General features: G+C 61.4%; 16 protein-coding genes and 1 pseudogene. 11 read left to right on the top strand and 6 right to left on the bottom strand.

Features of this window, described 5'->3' with window-relative positions:
- Positions 1–190 precede the first annotated feature (190 nt).
- Positions 191–565 carry a hypothetical protein gene (locus tag GTQ41_RS13885; protein ID WP_047294539.1) on the top strand — a complete coding sequence of 125 codons (375 nt, stop codon included), beginning with the start codon at positions 191–193 and terminating at the stop codon, positions 563–565.
- Between the two features lie 120 nt (positions 566–685).
- On the opposite strand, the gene GTQ41_RS13880 is transcribed toward GTQ41_RS13885, so the two are convergent.
- The gene (locus tag GTQ41_RS13880) at positions 686–910 is read right to left on the bottom strand and encodes a YgdI/YgdR family lipoprotein (protein WP_047294538.1); all 225 of its coding nucleotides are present in this window, start codon (positions 908–910) and stop codon (positions 686–688) included.
- 205 nt (positions 911–1115) lie between these two features.
- Here GTQ41_RS13880 and GTQ41_RS13875 point away from each other — a divergent pair, with 205 nt between their 5' ends.
- The 4 genes from GTQ41_RS13875 (at position 1116) to GTQ41_RS13860 (ending at position 7658) form a co-directional block, all read left to right on the top strand.
- Entirely contained in the window at positions 1116–2768 is a 1653-nt protein-coding gene (locus tag GTQ41_RS13875; protein WP_047294536.1) for a VRR-NUC domain-containing protein, read from the top strand.
- Positions 2765–5056: an ATP-dependent DNA helicase gene (locus GTQ41_RS13870; protein WP_047294535.1), complete on the top strand. Its 2292-nt coding sequence runs from the start codon at positions 2765–2767 to the stop codon at positions 5054–5056. Before GTQ41_RS13875 ends, GTQ41_RS13870 begins: the two co-directional genes overlap by 4 nt.
- Positions 5057–5132: 76 nt before the next feature.
- Positions 5133–7055 (top strand): PAS domain-containing sensor histidine kinase, encoded by a 1923-nt coding sequence (locus GTQ41_RS13865; RefSeq protein WP_047294697.1) that lies wholly within the window; start codon positions 5133–5135, stop codon positions 7053–7055.
- A 66-nt stretch (positions 7056–7121) separates the two neighbouring features.
- Positions 7122–7658 carry a hypothetical protein gene (locus GTQ41_RS13860; protein WP_041064140.1) on the top strand — a complete coding sequence of 179 codons (537 nt, stop codon included), beginning with the start codon at positions 7122–7124 and terminating at the stop codon, positions 7656–7658.
- Between the two features lie 54 nt (positions 7659–7712).
- Here GTQ41_RS13860 and GTQ41_RS13855 read toward each other — a convergent pair whose 3' ends face one another.
- The 5 genes from GTQ41_RS13855 to GTQ41_RS13835 form a co-directional block, all read right to left on the bottom strand.
- Positions 7713–8009, bottom strand: a complete 297-nt coding sequence (locus GTQ41_RS13855; protein ID WP_047294696.1) for a hypothetical protein — start codon at positions 8007–8009, stop codon at positions 7713–7715.
- 187 nt (positions 8010–8196) lie between these two features.
- Positions 8197–9540: a sodium:proton antiporter gene (locus GTQ41_RS13850; RefSeq protein WP_047294533.1), complete on the bottom strand. Its 1344-nt coding sequence runs from the start codon at positions 9538–9540 to the stop codon at positions 8197–8199.
- A gap of 36 nt (positions 9541–9576) precedes the next feature.
- Positions 9577–10188, bottom strand: coding sequence for a Yip1 family protein (locus tag GTQ41_RS13845; RefSeq protein WP_047294531.1), 612 nt, complete (start codon positions 10186–10188; stop codon positions 9577–9579).
- Between the two features lie 88 nt (positions 10189–10276).
- Positions 10277–11134, bottom strand: coding sequence for a glucose 1-dehydrogenase (locus GTQ41_RS13840; protein ID WP_047294529.1), 858 nt, complete (start codon positions 11132–11134; stop codon positions 10277–10279).
- Between the two features lie 206 nt (positions 11135–11340).
- Positions 11341–12495, bottom strand: coding sequence for a MalY/PatB family protein (locus tag GTQ41_RS13835; protein ID WP_047294527.1), 1155 nt, complete (start codon positions 12493–12495; stop codon positions 11341–11343).
- Positions 12496–12815: 320 nt separating this feature from the next.
- Here GTQ41_RS13835 and fdnG point away from each other — a divergent pair.
- The 6 genes and pseudogenes from fdnG to selB all read left to right on the top strand — a co-directional run bounded on the left by fdnG (position 12816) and on the right by selB (position 21783).
- A pseudogene (gene fdnG / locus GTQ41_RS13830) lies at positions 12816–15880 on the top strand (formate dehydrogenase-N subunit alpha).
- Positions 15881–16816, top strand: a complete 936-nt coding sequence (gene fdxH, locus GTQ41_RS13825; RefSeq protein WP_047294523.1) for a formate dehydrogenase subunit beta — start codon at positions 15881–15883, stop codon at positions 16814–16816.
- Complete coding sequence (locus tag GTQ41_RS13820) at positions 16813–17478, top strand: formate dehydrogenase subunit gamma (RefSeq protein ID WP_047294520.1); 666 nt, start codon at positions 16813–16815, stop codon at positions 17476–17478. Before fdxH ends, GTQ41_RS13820 begins: the two co-directional genes overlap by 4 nt.
- A 3-nt stretch (positions 17479–17481) precedes the next feature.
- Entirely contained in the window at positions 17482–18408 is a 927-nt protein-coding gene (fdhE, locus tag GTQ41_RS13815) for a formate dehydrogenase accessory protein FdhE (RefSeq protein ID WP_047294518.1), read from the top strand.
- Positions 18409–18457: 49 nt separating this feature from the next.
- A complete protein-coding gene (gene selA / locus GTQ41_RS13810; protein WP_047294516.1) occupies positions 18458–19870 on the top strand; it encodes an L-seryl-tRNA(Sec) selenium transferase in 1413 nt (470 codons plus the stop codon).
- Positions 19867–21783 carry a selenocysteine-specific translation elongation factor gene (gene selB / locus GTQ41_RS13805; protein WP_047294513.1) on the top strand — a complete coding sequence of 639 codons (1917 nt, stop codon included), beginning with the start codon at positions 19867–19869 and terminating at the stop codon, positions 21781–21783. Before selA ends, selB begins: the two co-directional genes overlap by 4 nt.
- Positions 21784–21786: the final 3 nt, after the last annotated feature.

Here is a 21786-nt window from a genome sequence, read left to right as displayed (position 1 = left end):
CACAAGCTTTGTGAACGGCCTATAACCTGTGGGAGCGGGCTTGCCCGCGATTGAAGGATTACTCGGTATCAAAAGTGACTCGATAGCCACACCCTGACTCAAAAGCTGTGCAAACAGCAAAAGCGGCCTAAAGCCAGCACGTGCCCACACGTTCTATAGCCAGCCGCCATTGAGTACAGGAGATGCACACGTGAGAAGGGTCAAGGGGTATGTCGGATTTGTCGGACTGGCGCTGTTATCGGCCAATGCCTGGGCCGATCTGCCGCCAACCTCGATTCTGAGCCGTTACGGCATCAGCAGCGATCAACTGCCGAAACCGGCGAAGACGGAAGCCATCGAACCGGTCGAAGAGAAAAGCCTGTTTCAGATCCAGCCCGAACAGCCGTTCGTGACGTTTCGGCGGGGTGACGACAAACAGGCGCAAGCCACCGGCAACCTGAGCATCGACCGCATGACCCAGCAGGATCTGGAGCGCTGCCGACGTCTGCAAGCCGAGCTGGCGCGGCGCGGTGAGCAGTATTTCAGCTGTGATCACAGCATTGTGGGCCTGCCTGCTTTCGAATAACCCACACAGATCACGCTCTCCCTGTAGGAGCTGCCGCAGGCTGCGATCTTTTGATCTTGTTTTTAAGATCAAAGTCAAAAGATCGCAGCCTTCGGCAGCTCCTACAGGTAAAGCGGGGTGTCAGTCTTCCTTGCGTACGGTCGCGACTTCGTCGGAACGGACTTTCACCTTGGTCCCGGAAATGTCCTCGAACTCATAGAACCCGTCCTTGTTCTTGGTTTTCGGCATGTCCTTGGTCAAATACTGGGTGCCGTTCTGCAAGGTCACCACGGTCGGTGTCGAGCAGCCGGCCAATGCCAGAAAGGCTGCTACCGCCAGGGGAAGACCCAGAGTCTTGATGTTCATACCCACCTCAAATACCTCATTCCATATGAATTGACCGTATCCGGTCTCTAACGCGGTTGGTGCCATCGAACCGGGAAAAGTTCGACAGCACCCTGAAAAAATTCCGATTGCCGCTGCCATTGATCTTTTTCCGTTTGCACGCGACCGGCCAGAGCTGGTATCTGTACGCATAACCAGTACTCGCTCGCCATGGCCCTGAATTCCCGTGACTGCCAACCCACTCGACGATCCGTTCTATTACCTCAACAACTTCCGGCAAGTGCTTGATTGGCTTGGGCTTCGCTATGCCGATGTGATGAGCGAATCCGAGCATGGCTTCATTCGCGACTTCAAGATATTGCCGCGCGCTTCGCAGGGGCTGCTGGTGCGCATGGTCATGCGCAAGGGCGTGCATTTCCGCCTCGGCAAACTCAACTACCCGGAAATCGGCGACATCAGCGACGCCGCGCAGCCATTGTTGAGTCACGGCTGGCTCGACGATCAGGCTCTGTTGAGCGTGGCCGAGGTGTTCGACGTGTTGCTCAAGGCTGAACTGCTGCAGGCGTTCGGCCAGTTCATCGAGCAGCCCAAGGGTCGCAAGGACGACTGGCTGCCGGTGCTGGCCGGGCAATTCAGCCAATCACGCAGCCTTTGCGAATGGGCGCCGACGCTCGGCGACCGCTTGCTCAGCCTGACCATCATGGACCTGTGCGACCGTCTGCGTTTGATGTTCTTCGGCAACCTGTACCAGGACTGGTCGGAATTCGTCCTTGCCGACCTCGGCATCTTTACCTACGAAAAAGTCGAATTCTGCGCCGACTCCCGCGGCCTGCGTAGCCGCGAAGACGTGGACGCCTGCCTGTTCCTGCATCAGTGCCAGCAACGCTTCGAGGCCGGTGAGCCGTTGGAGATCATCGTCGAACAGGTCAGCGCACTGCAATTCGACAACCCGTGGCTGCAACGGCGGCGCGGCAAGGTGCTGTTCCAGATCGGCCAGTATTGCGAACGCATCACTGAGTTCGCCCTGGCGCTGAGGATTTACCGCGATTGCGCCTATCCCGGCGCCCGTCAGCGAATGATCCGCGTGCTGGAGCGCTGCGGCGAATACGCACTGGCGCTGGAGCTCGCGACGCTTGCCGAACAGGCGCCGGAAAGCGCCGCCGAACAGCAGAGCCTGCAACGGATGTTGCCACGGCTGCGGCGCAAACTCGGCGGGCCACCGCTCAAGCGGGCAACGCCACGCCCGGTCGAGCGCCTTGATCTGCAACTGCCGCGCACTGATCCGGGATTGTCAGTGGAGTTCTACGTGCAAGCACATCTGCACGAAGACAGCGGCCCGGTGCATTACGTCGAAAACAGTCTGATCAACTCGCTGTTCGGCCTGTTGTGCTGGCCGGCGATTTTCGCACCGTTGCCGGGGGCGTTCTTTCATCCGTTCCAGCGCGGGCCGGTGGATCTGCTCAATGAAGATTTTCAGCAACGCCGCGCCGAACTGTTCCAGGCCTGCCTCGACCAGCTCGACGACGGCCGTTACGCCGCAACCATTCGTGAGCGCTTCGTCGCCAAATGGGGCGTGCAGTCACCGTTCGTGTTCTGGGGCGCGTTGAATGAGCAACTGCTGGATCAGGCACTGGCGTGTTTGCCGCCCCAGCACCTCAAACACTGGTTCAATCGCCTGCTGCTCGACATCAAGGCCAACCGCACAGGCATGCCCGACCTGATCCAGTTCTGGCCGCAGCACAAGACCTACCGGATGATCGAAGTCAAAGGCCCGGGTGACCGCCTGCAGGACAACCAGCTGCGCTGGCTGGAGTTCTGCCACCAACACCAGATGCCGGTCGCCGTGTGCTACGTGCAATGGGCGGAGCAGAGCGCTTGAGCTACAGCATTGCCGTCCGCGCGCTGTGCGAGTTCACCGCCAAGACCGGCGACCTCGACCTGCGTTTTACCCCTTCGCCGACAGCGCTCGAAGGCATGCTCGGGCACCGTACCGTTGCCTCGCGGCGCAGCGATAAATACCAAAGCGAGGTGGCGCTGGAAGGCGAGTTTCTGCAATTGAAAGTCAGGGGCAGGGCGGACGGCTACGACCCGGCGCAGAACTGCCTGGAAGAAGTCAAAACCTATCGCGGCGACCTCAGCAAGCAACCGGCCAACCACCGCCAGTTGCATTGGGCGCAGGCGAAAATCTACGGCTGGCTGATGTGCCGCAAGCTTGAACTTGAACAGATCAACCTGGCGCTGGTGTATTTCGACATCGTCAGCGAAAAGGAAACCTGTCTGGTCGAGTCCTTCAGTGCGTCGGTCTTGCAGGCGTTTTTCGAACAACAATGCCGGTTGTTCCTGAACTGGGCCGAGCAGGAAATGGCCCATCGCGAGGCGCGCAATCTGGCCGCGCAGCAATTGGCCTTTCCCCATGCCGACTTTCGCCCCGGCCAACGGCATCTGGCCGAATCGGTGTTCAAGGCGGTCAGCACCGGCCGTTGTCTGATGGCCCAGGCGCCCACCGGGATCGGCAAGACCCTCGGCACGTTGTTCCCTCTGCTCAAGGCCCTGGCGCCGCAGCAACTGGACAAGGTGTTTTTTCTGACCGCGAAGACCCCGGGGCGCAAACTGGCGCTGGATGCCAGTCAGGTGTTGTTCGATCAATCGCAAAACCTGCCGCTGCGGGTGCTGGAAATGGTCGCCCGGGACAAGGCCTGCGAATACCCGGACAAAGCCTGTCACGGTGAATCCTGCCCGTTGGCCCAGGGCTTTTATGATCGACTGCCCGCCGCCCGGCAAGCAGCCAGCCGGATCAATCTGCTCGATCAGGCGGCGATGCGCGAAGTGGCCCGTCAGCACACGGTTTGCCCGTATTACCTGAGCCAGGAGATGGCGCGCTGGGCCGACGTGGTGGTAGCGGACTACAACTATTACTTCGATTTCAGTGCGCTGCTGTTCGGTCTGGCTCAGCTCAACCAGTGGAAAGTCGCGGTGCTGGCCGATGAAGCGCACAACCTGGTCGAACGCGGGCGCTCGATGTACAGCGCCAGTCTCGATCAGGCCGCGCTGGCCAGCGTACGCAAGTCCGCCCCCGCAGCGTTGAAGAAATCCCTGCAACGGGTCAACCGCGAGTGGAACGCGCTGCATCAGCCGCAACTGGCGCCGTATCAAGCCTACGACAAAGCCCCGGAGAAACTGCTGCAAGCCGTGTCCCTGTGCAGCGCGGCCATTGGCGATTACCTCAATGATCATCCGCAGGGGCTCGACAGCGCGCTGCAAACCTTCTATTTCGACCTGCTGCAGTTTGGCCGGGTGGCAGAGCTGTTCGACGAGCATTACCTGTTCGACATCAGCAAGCGCGACCTCGAGCGTAAACGACCGCTGTCGCAACTGTGCCTGCGCAACGTGGTGCCGGCGGCGTTCCTCGGCCCGCGCCTGAAAGCGGCGCGCAGCAGCGTGCTGTTCTCGGCGACACTGAGCCCGCGACGCTATTACGCTGATCTGCTCGGCACGCCCGTCGACACGGTCTGGATCGATGTCGAATCGCCGTTCAGTGCCGAACAACTGCAGGTGCAGATCGTCAGTCGTATTTCCACGCGCTTCAATCATCGGCAGGCGTCGCTGGAACCGATCGTCGAGCTGATCGCTCGCCAGTTCAGTGAACGCCCGGGCAATTACCTGGCGTTCTTCAGCAGCTTCGATTACCTGCAACAGGTGCTGACGCTGCTTGCCGAACGCCATCCGCAGATCAATCTGTGGCAGCAGTCCCGGGGCATGGCCGAAGGGCAGCGTCAGGCCTTTCTCGATCAGTTCACCGCCGACAGCCAGGGCGTCGGCTTCGCCGTGTTGGGCGGTGCGTTCGGTGAGGGCATCGACCTGCCCGGGGCACGGCTGATCGGCGCGTTCATCGCGACTTTGGGGCTGGCGCAGCTCAACCCGGTCAACGAACAGTTGAAACGGCGCATGGCGGCGATTTTCGGTGCCGGTTACGACTACACCTATCTGTATCCGGGCGTGCAGAAAGTGGTGCAGGCTGCCGGGCGGGTGATCCGTACGCGGCAGGACCGCGGCGTGGTGATGCTGATCGATGACCGCTTCGCCGAACCCCGGATCCAGCAACTGCTGCCACGTTGGTGGTCGCTCGGCACAGACGCGCCCTCGATCAATCCGCTGATCATGCCGTGAATTGAAGCGCGTTTGCACCTTCCCATGGCGCCGGATTGCCGCATACTTGCGCTAATGAAAACCAGCGGTGAACCTGATGAGTGACAACCCGAGCAAAACTGCCGCGATCGAGGAGATGCGTTTCCGTCTGTTGATCGATGCGGTGGTCGATTATGCGATTTACATGATCGATCCGGACGGCATCATCACCAGCTGGAACACGGGCGCCAAACGCTTCAAGGGCTACGAGAAGCAAGAAATCATCGGCGAGCATTTCTCGCGTTTCTACACCGAGCAGGACCGTGCGGCAGGCTTGCCGCAACGGGCGCTGGACACCGCAATCCGCGAGGGGCGATTCGAAGGCGAAGGCTGGCGCGTTCGCAAGGACGGTACGCATTTCTGGTGCCATGTGGTGATCGACCCGATCATCGATCCGGACGGCACGCTGCTGGGCTTCGCCAAGATCACCCGCGACCTGACCGACCGCAAAATGGCCGAAGAAACCCTCAAGCAAAGCGAGCAGCAGTTCCGTCTGCTGGTGCAGGGCGTCACGGACTACGCGCTTTACATGCTCAGTCCGGACGGTCGAGTATCCAACTGGAATCAGGGCGCCCAGCGGATCAAGGGCTATCGACCGGAAGAAATCATCGGCGAGCATTTCTCGGTCTTCTACACCGCTGAAGACCGCGAGCGCGGCGAGCCGCAACGGGCGCTGGAAATCGCGGCGCGGGAAGGGCGTTTCGAAAACAACAGCTGGCGAGTGCGCAAGGATGGCAGCCGATTCTTCGCCCATGTGGTGGTGGATGCCATTCGTGGCGAGACCGGGACATTGCTCGGTTTCGCGAAAATTACCCGTGACGTGACTGAAGTCCATGAATCGCAGCAGGCGCTGGAGAAAACCCGCGAGGCATTGCTGCAGGCGCAGAAGATGCAGGCCATCGGTCAGCTCAGCGGCGGTATTGCCCACGACTTCAACAACCTGCTGACCGTGATCCTCGGCAACCTGGAGATTGTGCGCAAGCGTGTGGGTGACGACCCGAAAATCAATCGCCTGCTGGAAAATGCCGCACAAGGTGCGCTGCGCGGTGTTTCACTGACCCAACGCATGCTGGCCTTTGCCCGGCGTCAGGAACTCAAGACCGAACCGGTCGACATTGTGCACCTTGTGCAAGGCATTACCGGGCTGTTGCGTAGTTCGCTGGGGCCGGGGATCAGTATCGAAACCTCACTGCCCGCGGGACTGGAACCGGTACTGGCCGATGCCAATCAACTGGAACTGGCGGTGCTCAATCTGGCAACCAATGCCCGCGACGCCATGCCCGATGGCGGCAGCGTGATGATCAGCGCCCGGGCGGAAGTCGTCCTTGAACCGAGCGATTCGACCCTGGCGGCGGGACGTTATGTGTGCCTGAGTCTGCGCGACACCGGCGAAGGCATGGACGAGCATACGCTGGCCTCGGCCCGGGATCCGTTTTTTACCACCAAAGGCCTGGGCAAAGGCACCGGGCTGGGGCTGTCGATGGTGCACGGATTCATTGAGCAGCTCGGTGGCCGTTTCATCCTCAAGAGCGAAAAGGGACAAGGCACGACAGCCGAACTCTGGTTACCGGTCGCGGCGGAAGGCGCACAGGCCCCACGGGTGCAGCCAGGCAGCGAAGCCATCACGGTGCCACGCCTGAGCGTGCTGGTCGTGGACGACGATTCGCTGGTGTTGACCAGCACCACGCTGTTGCTCGAAGACCTTGGCCATCGTGTGGTCAGCGCGACCTCCGGTGCCAGGGCGCTGGCGTTGTTCGAGCAGGGCGAAGTCATCGATCTGATGATCACCGACATGGCCATGCCGCAGATGAGCGGCGCGCAATTGGCGCACGCAGTGCGTCTGCTCAAACCGGATCTGCCGATTGTCCTGGCGACCGGTTACGCCGAACGTCTGGAGGGTTTTGCCGCGCAATTGCCGCGTCTGCCCAAGCCGTTCACCCAGCTGAACCTGATGGAAATCATTGCCCGGTCGATGAAGTGAATCCGCCTGAACTTGTCCGGGGCTGGGGCCTTCTAACAGGTTTCCCCGCCCCGGAGCGCGCGTCCCTTGCCTCGCATACTGACTCAGCCCAGCGCTGAAGAGCACCTGACCGAACACGATGCCAAGATGTTCGGCTCACCCAAGGAACGGCTGGATTTCTATCGCAAGGAAATCCAGTACGAAACCAGCATTCTGGCCAACCGCACCGATGCCTATCTGGCCGCGCAGTCGTTTCTGGTGATCGCGTTTGCTTCGTGCATGTCCAACCTCAACCCCGAGTGGGGCAAATTGTTCACGCTGGTGGTGCCGCCATTCCTGGCGCTGCTCGGGCTGCTCAGCTCGCTCAATGCGTGGCCGGGAATTCGTGCCGCGTACGACATCATTGACCATTGGCATTACAAACAGAGCGAGTTGTTGCGCAGCGAACCGATCATGGGCATGGCTTACGACGAGTCGCCACTGTTCAGCGAGATGGAGTCCAGCCATAAGGGCTATCGCAAATCGCTGTTGTTTTCGGTGCGCACGCCGTGGATTTTCGCCACGTTCTGGATCCTGCTGGGCGCTTATGCGGTGTTCATTCAGGTGACCAACCCCGGGGGTTGAGCGCCGCCCAAAGAAAAAGCCCGGACTTCGCAGCCGGGCTTTTTCTTGTGCGCTTTATTCGACAGTTTCAAGCTGCCGACGCAATGCCTGCGAGTGATGCGGGGACATCGGAATTGGCGGAAAGTCCTCGTTGAGGACACACAAGTGATCGATGGCTTCTGCGAACTTCGCATCGGCTTTGCGGCGCATTGCTCGATAGTGCTCAAACTGCTCAAGGTCCAGATTGTCCGCCTCCAGCAGCTCGTAAGCGGCGCGGTTGAGGGCGTGGGCATCTTCGAACAGTTGACGATTGCGTTCCAGGGCCAAAGCCCTGCAAGCCTTGATTTGTGCCGGATTCGAGCATTCTTTCATGACCGTGACCTTGTTATCCAAAGATTCCTCTTCATGGGCTGCAAGCCGCAGGGGAACCGAACATGCCGGACCTCGCCGAGTGCATCCAGCGAGGGGTTATGGTTGTGACTGCCGGAATCTGGAGAGGGATCCATTTATTTTCAGAAAAAACTTCGATGAATTTCCCAAGATAATCCCACCGGAAAAATCAGTTTTTTCGTTTCTGCCGTTGCTCGTAGCGCGCCAGCAACGGCTGCGTGCTGATGCCATGCAGCAAAATGCTCAGTGCCACCACCGACAAGGTGATATGAGTGCACAACGTCGCGACCGAAGGACTCAGACCGTGATTCAAGGCATAAAACAGATAAAACAGACTGCCGATTCCGCGAATGCCGAACCAGCCGATCAATAGCCGCTGACCACCGTCGAGCAAGTTACCCCATGGCATCAGCGCGACGCAGACCGGACGTACCACGAAAAACAGCACCGCGCCGATGACCAACGCCCGCCAGTCCCAATGCGGCACCAGTACCACGCCGAGCAGCGTTACCAGAAACACTTCCATGGCCCGTTCCACCAGGCTGCCGAACGAGAGCATGTCGCCCATCATAATGCCGGCGGCGACCTGACTGCTTTCCAGTTGTTCGGTGTCACCGTGCACCGCGTTCTGCGGTTCGATGTTCTGATGGCCCACCACCGGTTGCACCAGATGTTCGGCCGGCGGTTGGCTGGCGCCGGTGGATTTGACTTCCTCTTGGCGCAAGCCGAGGCCGGCAGCGAACACCGACAGAAAACCATAACCGCCAATCGCCTCTGCGCCGACGTAAGCCAGAGCAATCAGCGACAGCGCCAGGTAATCATTCGGGCTCAGGGTGCTGTCGTCGTTACGGATGCGCAGCGACAGGGTCAACCGACCGATGCCGCGCCCCATCCAGTAACCGCTCAGCAGTCCGACCGGCACCGCCCAAAGCAAATCATGCAGCAGCCAATCGGTCAGTGCGCCGGGTTGCGCGTCGGCCTGCAACAGCAGCAAACCGAGCATCACGAACGGAAACGCGATGCCGTCATTGAGCCCGGCTTCGCCAGACAGGCCAAAGCGCACACTGTCGACATCCCGTGCATCGTTGACCTGCACCAGCGCTGCCAGCACTGGATCGGTCGGCGCCAGCATCGCCCCGATCAGCAGCGACGGGCCCCACGACAGTTGCAGACCCCAATGCAGTAATACGCTGACCCCGGCGATGGTCAGCACCATCACCGGACCGGCCAACCCAAACGCAATCCGCCAACGCTTATCGCGCAGTGGCAGGCGCAGCTTCAGGCCGCAGACAAACAGCGAAAACAGCACCGCCACTTCCGTGAGGTGTTCCATCCACACGGAGGCGTTTTCCAGTGACAGTTTCAGCAGGTCCAGACCGCTGGGGCCGATGCCGATCCCCAACAACAGGCACACGGCCGAAGTGGTAACCGGCATCCAGCGCAGGTACGACGAGGTCAGCGCCAAGGTCAGCAACACGGCACCCAGTACCGCGACCCAGATGGCAAAGCTCATCTTTGCTCGTCCAATGACGATAGCGTTGGCACCCGGTTAACCAACGGTCGTTCGCAGGTACTCGGGCGAGAGCACGTTGAACCACAGCAGAATCATCGACACCAGAATGGTCACCATCACCAGCAGGCCGACGCCCCAGACGCAAGCCGAGTACAGCAGGCCCTGTTCCTTGCGTTCATGCATAAACGTCGGCAAGCCAACGAACAGCAAGAACGTCGAATACACCGAAGCGGCCCCCAGTACCAGAATCGCCAGCCAGCGACTCGGATAGAGGCCGGCGATCCCGGCGACGAAGAACGGTGTCACGGTATAGGCGGCAAAGCCGATGCACTGGTTAAGCGTGGGGCGCGCGTCGAACGTACGCGACATCCAGCGGATGAACCCTCCGATGACGGCGACCCCGGCGACAATCGCCACATACAGCAGAATGCTCAGTTGCAGTGCACTGGCGGTGCTCAAGCGTACTGTCTCGCCAGCCGCCAGACTCCAGCCGACATAGGTGGTGCCGAGGAACAGACACACGGCGGGAATCAGCGCCAATAGCAACAGATGCGCCAGATAGTGACGGGGATGGGCCTCTTCCTCGCGGCGGATGTCGGCCCAGGCGAAGTTGGGCTGGGTGAAGAGTTTGATAAGAGGGGCGGACATGACGACCTCCTGATCCTGCGGACCGGTTGGGGCTGTTACAGGTATGGAGGGACGTCATGCCGCCAGGTTCAGTTTTTTCTTGCGCCGCTCAGAGCATCGGCTTGCCGCCGGTCACGCCGTATCGCTGCCCGGTGATGTAACTGGCCTCATCCGAGGCTAGCAGCACATAGATCGGCGCCACTTCCACCGGTTGTCCGGGGCGACCGAGCGGGGTTTCGCTGCCGAAGTTCTGCACTTCTTCATCGGGCATGGTCGAGACGATCAGCGGCGTCCAGATTGGTCCGGGGGCCACGCAGTTCACGCGGATTTGTTTCGGGCCGAGGATCTGCGCCAGACCGCCGGTGAAGTTGGCAATCGCGCCTTTGGTGGTGGCGTAGGCCAGCAGGGTCGGTTTGGGCATGTCCGAGTTGATCGAGCTGGTGTTGATGATCGAGGCGCCGGGGCGCATGTGTTTGATCGCCGCCTGGCACAGGCGGAAAATCGCGGTGATGTTGACATCGAAGGTCATCACCCATTCGTCATCGGGGATTTCTTCGAAGGTTTCGTGGGTCATCTGGAACGCGGCGTTGTTGACCAGAATGTCGATGCGCCCGAAGCGCTCAACGGTCTTGTCCACCAGTTCCTGGCAATGGGCCTTGTGCGCGAGGTCGCCGGACAACAGCAGACACTGGCGGCCCGCCTGTTCGACCCAGCGCGCAGTCTCTTTGGCGTCGTCATGTTCATTCAGATAGGCCACGACGACATCGGCGCCTTCACGGGCGAAGGCAATCGCCACCGCACGGCCGATGCCGCTGTCGGCGCCGGTGATCAGCGCAATCTTGCCGGCGAGCCGCCCGGAACCGACGTAGGTCTGCTCGCCACAATCGGGGTAGGGCTGCATGTTGCTTTGCAAGCCCGGCACGGCTTGAGCTTGTTTGGGGAAGGGTGGTTTTGGGTAATCGGTCATCACAAATCTCCGAGGTTCTCAGGGCAGGTATGGGCGGTTGACCCGGACGGTTTGCCGTGAGTTCGATCGGATTTGCGCTGCACACCAACAGCAAACACAAACCCCCTGTAGGAGCTGCCGCAGGCTGCGATCTTTTGACTTTGGTTTTTTAAAACAAGATCAAAAGATCGCAGCCTGCGACAGCTCCTACAGGGGAGGCGGTGTTTTCAGGTATTGCGCTGGGTCAGGGCATGCTCCATGCGGCGGATGCCTTCTTCGAGAAGTGACCGCGGGCAGCCGAAGTTCAGGCGCACGAACTGTTGGTGCTGATCACCGAAATCCAGTCCGGCGCTGAGGCCGACTTTGGCCTGTTCGAGGAAAAACTGCTGCGGGTTGTCCAGGTCCAGCGCCGAGCAATCGAGCCACGCCAGATAGGTCCCTTGCGGCACATTGAGGGTCACGCCCGGCAAGCGGCTGCGCACCGCATCCACCAGCCAGTCACGATTGGCCTGCAGATAGGTTTTCAGTTCGGCCAGCCACGGCGCACCTTCGCTGTAGGCGACGCGGGTGGCTTCCATGCCCAGCGGGTTGACGCTGTCGACCATGCCGCAACGGGCGTGGTTGACGCGCTCGCGCAGGGCGGCGTCCTGGATGATCATGAACGAGGTCTTGAGGCCGGCAATGTTGTAGGCCTTGCTGGCCGACATCAGGGTGATGGTGCGCTTGGCGATTTCCGGGCTCAGGGAGGCGGTCGGAACGTGCACGCGGCCGTCGAAGCACAGCTCGGCGTGGATCTCGTCGGAGATGATCCAGGCGTCATGCGCCAGGCAGATGTCGGCGATATCCGTCAGCTCTTGGGCGCTGAACACCTTGCCGATCGGGTTGTGCGGGTTGCTCAGGAGCAGCGCACCGCCATTGGCCAGGGACTGACTCAACGCATCCAGCGGAGTGGCGTAGGTACCCCCGGCCTGGGCGACGAATTCCAGCTCGACCTTGTTCAGCCCCCAATGCCCCGGCGCGTGACGCAACGGCGGATAGTTCGGCACTTGCACCACGACGTTCTGCTGCGGCTGCACGAGGGCTTTCAAAGCCATGTTGAAACCGGATTCAACGCCGGGCAGGAAGATCAGCTCCTGCGGTTTGACCTGCCAGGCGAACTTGTTCCACAGGTCGGCGACGATGGCTTCACGCAGATTGTCCTGCGCGACGCTGTAGCCCACCAGCGGGTGCAACAGGCGTTGCTGCAATGCCTCGATGATCACCGGCGGCGCGGCGAAATCCATATCAGCGACCCACATCGGCAAGACGTCGGCCGGGTAGCGGCTCCATTTGGTGCTGCCGGTATCGTGGCGGTCGAATACCTGATCAAAATCGAAAGTCATGCGCGGTCTCGTGAAGGCGGGGTTGGTTCTGGGCGCCATTCTAAGCCCAACGCGACCCCTGTGGGAGCTGGCTTGCCAGCGATGGCGTTGTCACTGTCGCTATTAGTGTTGACTGATCCACCGCTTTCGCTGGCAAGCCAGCTCCCACAGGGTTTTGCGTTCATTGGCCAATAGACCGACAAACGGCCGACGGTCGGTTTTCACACAGCGCGTGTGGTCATTGTCTACAGTGAAATAGCCGGCAGCCATTCTGCCGTAACCGTGTTTGTCCAGAAAAAGCCCGGCTCTAGTACCGGGTTCCACCTGATCAGGAGTGCACGATGGATCTCAGCCGTCGTCAATTCTTCAAGGTCGCCGGTATCGGCCTTGCAGGCTCTAGCCTGGGCGCGTTGGGCATGGCCCCGACGCAGGCCTTCGCCGAGCAGGTGCGTCACTTCAAGCTTGCCCACACCCATGAAACCCGCAACACCTGCCCGTATTGCTCGGTCGGTTGCGGGTTGATCATGTACAGCCAGGGCGATGCCGCGAAGAACGTCGCGCAAAATATCATCCATATCGAGGGCGACGCCGACCACCCGGTCAACCGCGGCACCCTGTGTCCAAAAGGCGCGGGCCTGCTGGACTTCATTCACAGCCCCGGCCGCTTGCAATACCCGCAGGTGCGCAAGCCCGGCAGCAGCGAATGGACGCGGATCAGTTGGGATGAAGCGCTGGATCGGATCGCCGATCTGATGAAGGCCGACCGCGACGCCAACTTCATCGAGAAAAATGCCAACGGGCAAACGGTGAACCGTTGGGTCTCCACCGGGTTCCTCGCGGCGTCGGCAGCGTCCAACGAAGCGGGCTACATCACCCAGAAGGTGATTCGCAGTCTCGGCATGCTGGGGTTCGATAACCAGGCGCGTGTCTGACACGGCCCGACGGTGGCAAGTCTTGCCCCGACGTACGGCCGTGGAGCCATGACCAATACCTGGACCGATATCGCCAACGCGAATCTGATCCTGGTGATGGGTGGCAACGCAGCAGAAGCGCATCCGTGCGGCTTCAAATGGGTGACCGAGGCCAAAGCGCACAACGCTGCCCGGCTGATCGTGGTCGACCCGCGTTTTACCCGGACCGCTTCAGTGGCCGACTATTACGCGCCAATCCGCACCGGTACCGACATCGCCTTCATGGGCGGGTTGATCAATTACTTGCTGACCGAGGACAAGATCCAGCACGAGTACGTGCGCAACTACACCGACGTTTCGTTCATCGTCAAAGCCGGGTTCAGTTTTGAAGACGGCCTCTTCAGCGGCTATGACGCGGCCAAGCGCAGCTACACCGACAAATCCGGCTGGGGTTACGAGCTGGGTGAGGACGGCTTCGTCAAAGTCGACCCGACCCTGCAGGATCCGCGCTGCGTCTATCAATTGATGAAGCAGCATTACAGCCGCTACAACATTGATCTGGCGAGCCAGATCTGCGGCATGCCGGTCGAGGCGATGAAAAAGATCTGGGAAGAAATCGCCACTTGCTCGATCCCGGGCAAGACCATGACCATTCTCTACGCCCTCGGCTGGACGCAGCACTCGATTGGCGCGCAGATCATCCGTAGCGCGGCGATGGTGCAATTGCTGCTGGGCAACGTCGGCATGCCGGGCGGCGGGGTGAATGCCTTGCGCGGCCACTCGAACATTCAAGGCCTGACCGACCTGGGGTTGTTGTCCAACGCACTGCCGGGCTATCTGACCCTGGGCGGCGATGCCGAGCAGGACTACAACGCCTTCATCAAAAAGCGCACACAAATGCCGCTGCGTCCGGGGCAACTGTCTTACTGGCAGAACTACAGCAAGTTCCACGTCAGCCTGATGAAGGCGTGGTACGGCGCCAACGCCACCGTCGAGAACAATTGGCTCTATGACCATTTGCCGAAACTCGACATTCCCAACTACGACGTGCTGAAAATGTTCGACCTGATGAGCCAGGGCAAGGTCAACGGCTACATGTGCCAAGGCTTCAACCCCATCGCCGCGTTGCCGGACAAGAACCGGGTCATGGGTGCACTGGCCAAACTCAAGTGGCTGGTGGTGATGGATCCGCTGGCCACCGAAACCTCGGAGTTCTGGCACAACGTCGGGCCGTACAACGACGTGAAAAGCGTGGAGATCCAGACCGAAGTGATTCGCCTGCCCACCACTTGCTTCGCCGAGGAGGACGGCTCGCTGGTCAACAGCAGCCGCTGGCTGCAATGCACTGGAAGGGCGCCGACGGCCCCGGCGAAGCGCGAACTGACATTCGCATCATGAGCGAACTGTTCCTGCGCCTGCGCAAGCGTTATCAGGCCGAGGGCGGCAAATTCCCCGATCCGCTGCTGAAACTCTCGTGGCCGTACAAGATCGCCGATGAACCCTCGCCGGAAGAACTGGCGAAGGAAATCAACGGCAGCGCCATGGCTGACTTCACCGATGCCAGTGGCGCGACGGTCAAGGCCGGTTCGCAACTGGCCGGGTTCGGCTTGCTCAAGGATGACGGCAGTACCGCGTCCGGTTGCTGGATCTTCGCCGGCAGCTGGACCGAGGCTGGCAACCAGATGGCCCGGCGTGACAACGCCGACCCGTATGGCATGCAACAGCATCAGGGCTGGGCCTGGGCGTGGCCGGCCAACCGGCGGATTCTCTACAACCGCGCTTCGGCAGACGTCGCGGGCAAACCGTGGGATCCGAAAAAACGTCTGGTGTGGTGGAACGGCAAGGCCTGGGGCGGCACCGATGTGCCGGACTACAAGGCTGATGTGCCGCCGGAAGCCGGAATGAACCCGTTCATCATGAACCCCGAAGGCGTGGCGCGGTTCTTCGCCGTCGACAAGATGAACGAGGGGCCATTCCCCGAGCACTACGAGCCGTTCGAAACGCCCATCGGCATCAACCCGCTGCACCCGCAGAACAAGAAAGCCACCAGCAACCCGGCGGCGCGGATCTTCGACTCGGTCTGGGAAAGCCTCGGCGAAGCCAAGGACTTCCCGTACGCCGGCACCAGTTACCGGCTGACCGAGCACTTCCACTTCTGGAGCAAGCATTGCAAGTTGAATGCGATTGCCCAGCCCGAGCAGTTCGTCGAAATCGGCGAAGTGCTGGCGAAGGAGAAGGGTATCGCGGCCGGGGATCGGGTGCGGGTCAGCTGCAAGCGCGGGTTCATCGAGGCGGTGGCGGTGGTGACCAAACGCATCCGGCCGCTGCAGGTCAACGGCCAAGTGGTGCATCAGATCGGCATCCCGCTGCACTGGGGATTCACCGGTCAGACGCGCCATGGTTACCTGACCAACACCCTGGTGCCGTTCCTCGGCGATGGCAACACACAGACCCCGGAATCCAAGTCATTCCTGGTCAACGTGGAGAAACTGTAAATGGCCAGCCAAGACATCATTGCCCGCTCGGCCACCACCACGGTGCCGCCCTCGGTGAGGAATCAGGAGGCGGTGGCCAAGCTGATCGACACCACCAAATGCATCGGTTGCAAGGCCTGCCAGGTCGCCTGCTCGGAATGGAACGAGCTGCGCGACGAGGTCGGCCACAACCACGGCACCTACGACAACCCGCAGGACCTGAGCGCAGAAACCTGGACCTTGATGCGTTTCACCGAACACGAGACCGACGCCGGTAACCTGGAGTGGCTGATCCGCAAGGACGGCTGCATGCATTGCGCCGAGCCGGGGTGCCTGGCGGCTTGCCCCAGTCCCGGAGCGATCATCAAGCACGCCAACGGCATCGTTGATTTCGATCAGGATCAGTGCATCGGTTGCGGTTATTGCATCACTGGTTGCCCGTTCAACATTCCGCGGATTTCGCAGAAAGATCACAAGGCCTACAAATGCACCTTGTGTTCGGATCGGGTGGCGGTAGGGCTGGAGCCGGCCTGCGTGAAAACCTGCCCGACCGGCGCCATCGTCTTCGGCAGCAAGGAAGACATGAAAGAGCACGCTGCCGAACGCATCGTCGACCTGAAAAGCCGTGGCTTCGACAACGCCGGGCTGTACGACCCGGAAGGCGTCGGCGGCACTCACGTGATGTACGTGCTGCACCACGCCGACACGCCGAAGATCTACGCCGGGTTGCCGGATGCACCGGCCATCAGTCCGCTGGTGGGCTTGTGGAAAGGCATCAGCAAACCGCTGGGCTTGCTGGCAATGGGTGCGGCGGTGCTGGCCGGGTTCTTCCACTACGTGCGTATCGGGCCGAATCGCGTCGAGGAGGATGAACATCCGACGCCACCTGATACTTCGGTGCACGTTGTCGATCCGGCGGTGCACACCTTCGACCCACGCGGGGAGGACCGGCCATGAGCAACAAGACGATCCTGCGCTACACCGCCAACCAGCGCACCAATCACTGGCTGGTAGCGATTCTGTTCTTCATGGCCGGGCTGTCGGGGCTGGCATTGTTTCATCCATCGATGTTCTGGCTGACCCACCTGTTCGGCGGCGGGCCGTGGACGCGGATTCTGCACCCGTTCATGGGCGTGCTGATGTTCGTGTTGTTCCTCGGCCTGGTGTTCCGTTTCTGGCGCGCGAACTTCTTTATCGACAATGACGGGAAGTGGCTGCGCCGCATCGACCGGGTGCTGGTCAACGATGAAGAAAGCGTGCCGCCGGTGGGCAAATACAACGCCGGGCAGAAGCTGCTGTTCTGGACTTTACTGCTGTGCATGCTCGGCTTGCTGTTCACCGGGCTGGTGATCTGGCGTGCGTATTTCAGCGCGTATTTCGGCATCACCGCGATTCGCTGGGCCATGCTCCTGCATGCGCTGGCCGGGTTTGTGCTGATTCTCAGCATCATCGTGCACATCTACGCCGGCCTGTGGATCAAAGGTTCGGTGGACGCGATGCTGCATGGCTGGGTCAGCCGCGCCTGGGCCAGGAAACACCACGAACTCTGGTATCGCGACATCACCCGTAATGAACGCAATCCGGACGTGTCGGAACGACCGATCACCAAAAAGGGCTGACTTTTGCCAACCATTCTTGAACCCGGGGAAATCGAAGCGGCGGCCAGTTCGCCGCCGTTTCTGCACCTGCCGCCGCACAACCTGTTCACTTTGCGCGCCCAGCGTCTGGAGCAATTGGCTCATGGGCATCCGCTGGCTGATTACCTGCGGCTGATCGCCGGATTGTGCCGGGCTCAGCAGCAGGTGTTCGATGATCCGCCGCTGACAGCACCGTTTGATCAGCAAAGGATCGAAGCCTGTCAGCAACATGGTTTACCGCCGTTCGCCGCCGACACACTGGTGCGCGAAGACGCTTGGCAGGCTTATCTGGATGCTTTATTGAAACGTTACGTGGCGCCCGAACAACCCGCCGTAGTCGACGCGCTCGCTACACTGCGCAGCGCCAGTGCCGGCCAGTTGCGTGCGTGGGCGGTGGCGTTGGTCAGCGGTCAATACTCGATGGTGCCGGCGCAGTTGGTGCCGTTTCTCGGCGCCGGGCTGCAAGCGGCGTGGAGCCACTGGCTGCTCAGCGCACCGAACCTGCAACTGAAACCCGGCGACAGCCTCAGCCAATGCCCGGGCTGCGGCTCACCGGCGATGGCCGGGGTGATCCGCCATCGCGGCAAGCACAACGGCCTGCGTTATCTGGTGTGTTCGCTGTGCGCCTGTGAATGGCATGTGGTGCGGGTCAAGTGCGTGTATTGCGAGTCGAGCAAGGGGCTGGATTACCTGAGCCTTGAGGATGATCGCCACGCCGCCAATCAGGCGCCGATTCGGGCGGAGGTGTGCCCGGGCTGCAACAGCTACCTGAAGCTGGTGTACCTGGAAAACGATGCCGAAGGCGAAGCGCTGTCGGCGGATCTCACCAGCCTGCTGCTCGACATGCGTCTGGCACAGGACAGTTATCAGCGTCTGGCACCGAATCTGTTGCTGGCGCCGGGAGACGAATGACCAGAACGTCTACACTCGCCGGACAGTCTTGTTTTTTCGGGAGTGGCTGATGTCCGCAAGTGTGGCCCCGCGTTTACCGTCCATTGATGGGTTGTTACGTCACCCGGCCTGTCTGCCGCTGGCCGAGCGTTATGGGCGTGAGTCGTTGCTGGCCGGTTTGCGCCAGTTGCTCGATGAGTTGCGTTCCAGCGTATTGAACGGCCAATTGTCGGCGATTGAAATCAGCCCCGACGTGCTCGCCGGTCGCGTCGGCGAACGTCTGGCCCAGCAGCAGCGCAGTAACGTACGGCGGGTGTTCAACCTGACCGGCACGGTACTGCACACCAACCTCGGCCGGGCGTTGTTGCCCGAAGAAGCCATCGACGCGGTGCAGATGGCCGCGCGCTATCCGCTCAATCTGGAATTCGATCTGGCGACCGGCAAGCGCGGTGATCGCGACGACCTGATCGAAGGCCTGATCCGCGAGCTGACCGGCGCCGAAGCCGTCACCGTGGTCAACAACAATGCCGCGGCGGTGCTGTTGACGCTCAACAGTCTCGGCGCGCGTAAGGAAGGCATTATCTCGCGCGGCGAACTGATCGAGATCGGCGGCGCGTTTCGCATCCCCGACATCATGGCCCGCGCCGGCGTGCGCCTGCATGAAGTCGGCACGACCAACCGCACCCACGCCCGCGACTACGAAGCCGCGATCAGCCCACGCAGTGGTTTGATCATGCGCGTGCATGCGAGCAACTACAGCATCGAAGGCTTTACCGCCCGGGTGCCCACCGCCGAACTGGCCGAACTGGCCCATCGGCATGGTTTGCCGTTGCTGGAGGATCTGGGCAGCGGCAGTCTGCTCGACCTGACCCGCTGGGGCCTGCCAGCGGAACCGACGGTAAGGCAGGCGCTGCTTGATGGCGCGGACATCGTCACCTTCAGCGGCGACAAATTGCTTGGCGGACCGCAGGCCGGGTTGATTGTCGGGCGCAAAGACTTGATCACAAAGATCAAAAAGAATCCGTTGAAGCGCGCCTTGCGGGTCGACAAGTTGACCCTGGCCGCACTGGAAGCGGTGCTTGGCCTGTATCGCGATCCGGATCGCCTCGCGGAACGGCTGCCGGGTTTGCGGCTGTTGACTCGTCCGCAAGCCGACATATTCGCCCAGGCTTGCCGTTTGCAACCGGCGATGGCTGGCGTCTTGGGTGAACCCTGGCAGGTCAGCGCCGTGCAGGCCTTGGGCATGATCGGCAGCGGCAGCCAACCAGTGGCGCGCCTGCCGAGTGCCGCGCTGTGCCTGCGTCCGCAGGTGTCGAAACGCTTGCGCGGGCGTTGCCTGCTGAATCTGGAAGCGGCGCTGCGCGGGTTGCCGATCCCGGTGCTCGGGCGTATTGACGACGATGCGCTGTGGCTCGATCTACGCCAACTCGACGATGAACCGGCGTGGCTGGCGCAATTGCCGCAGTTGCAGGTCGAGTCGTGATCGTCGGCACCGCCGGGCACATCGACCACGGCAAGACTTCCTTGCTGCAAGCCCTGACCGGGCAAACCGGCGACCGCCGCCCGCAGGAGCGCGAGCGCGGGATGACCATCGACCTCGGTTATCTCTACGCGGAGCTGAAACCCGGTGCCGGGCTGACCGGGTTCATCGATGTACCGGGCCACGAGAAATTCACCCACAACATGCTCGCCGGGGCGCAGGGCATCGATCTGGTGTTGCTGGTGGTGGCGGCGGACGACGGGGTGATGCCGCAAACCCGTGAGCATCTGGCGATTGTGCAGTTGCTGGGCATTCCCCGGGCACTGGTGGCGATCACCAAATGCGACCGGGTCGAACCGGGCAGGGTGGAAGAGGTTGAACGCCAGGTACTCGACCTGCTGGAAACCGGGCCGTTTGCCGAGGCACCGATGCTGACGGTGTCGAGCGTGACCGGGCAGGGTGTCGATGAACTGCGCCAGAACTTGCTGCAAATTCAAAGCGAAGTCCATGAGCGCAGTCGCGAAGGTGGTTTTCGCCTGGCTATTGATCGTGCCTTCAGCGTGGCGGGCGCCGGGATTGTGGTGACTGGCACCGCGTTGTCGGGCGCCGTTTGCGTCGGCGATAAGCTCGCCCTCGGGCCATCCGGTAAAGCGGTGCGGGTGCGCGGGTTGCACGCGCAGAGTCAAACCGCCGAACAGGCCTTTGCCGGGCAACGGGTGGCGCTGAATATCAGTGGTGACCGGTTGACCCTGGAGCAGATTCATCGCGGCCAATGGCTGCTGGCCGAATGGCTGCACGCACCGACGCAACGGGTCGACATTGAGTTTCAACTGTTGCCCGGCGAGCGCACGTTCGAACACTTTCATCCGGTGCACGTGCACCTCGGCACTCAGGACGTGATCGCTCGCGTGGCATTGCTTGAAGGCCCGCGTCTGCGTGCCGGTGAGCGCATGTTCGCGCAACTGCTGATCAACGCGCCGGTGCACGCGGTGAAGGGCGACCGCCTTATTCTGCGTGACCAGAGCGCGCAACGCACCCTCGGTGGCGGTCAGGTGCTCGATCCGTTCGCCCCGGCCCGGCAGCGCCGCAGCCCGGAACGGCTGGGGCAGTTGCAAGCGCTGGCCGACAGCGACAGTCTTGAGCAGGCGCTGCCACTGCTGCTCGACCACAGCGCGGGCGGCCTCGATCCGCAACGGCTGGAGCGCCAGTTCAATCGCCAGCGTGATGACTGGACGCTACCGGCCAACGTGCGCCTGATCGATACCCGCCAAGGCCCGGTGCTGTTCAACGTGCAGCGCTGGGGGCAGTTGAAGTTCATTCTGTTGGAACAGTTGGCCAGACTGCATGAGCTGGAACCGGACCAGATGGGACCGGATCGCGATCGCCTGCGACGCTTCAGTGGTCTGGCGCTGGAGCGCTCGACCTTTGCCAGTCTGCTGGAAGAGCTGCGCAGCGCCGGATCGATCAACGCCAGCGGGCCATGGCTGCATCTGCCGGATCATCAGGTGCGCTTGAATGCCGAAGACGAAACCCTGTGGCAACGCATGCAGCCGCTGTTCGAAGAGGCCGGCTACGATCCGCCGTGGGTGCGCGATGCTGCGAAAATGCTCGGTGAAGACGACGCGGCGGTGCGCCTGCTGCTGCGCAAACTGGCGCGCCTGGGGCTGATGCACCAAGTGGTGCGCGATCTGTTTCTGCCTGCCGGGCAACTGCGGCGCATGGCCGATGTCCTGTTGCAGCTGGAGCAGGAAAATCCGCAGATCCAGGTGACAACTTTTCGTGATGCGCTAGGCTTGGGACGCAAACGCTGTATTCAGTACCTGGAATACTTCGACCGCGTCGGCCTGACCCGACGCATTGGCGAATCCCGCGTGATTCGCCACGATAATGCGCTGGCCAGTGCCGACGCACCCTGAGTT

Origin of the sequence: Pseudomonas sp. AN-B15, from assembly GCF_019056475.1 — a bacterium.
Lineage (GTDB): Bacteria > Pseudomonadota > Gammaproteobacteria > Pseudomonadales > Pseudomonadaceae > Aquipseudomonas > Aquipseudomonas parakoreensis.
The sequence above is the reverse complement of the archived record's forward strand: the minus strand, read 5'-3'. Positions and strand labels throughout refer to the sequence as shown.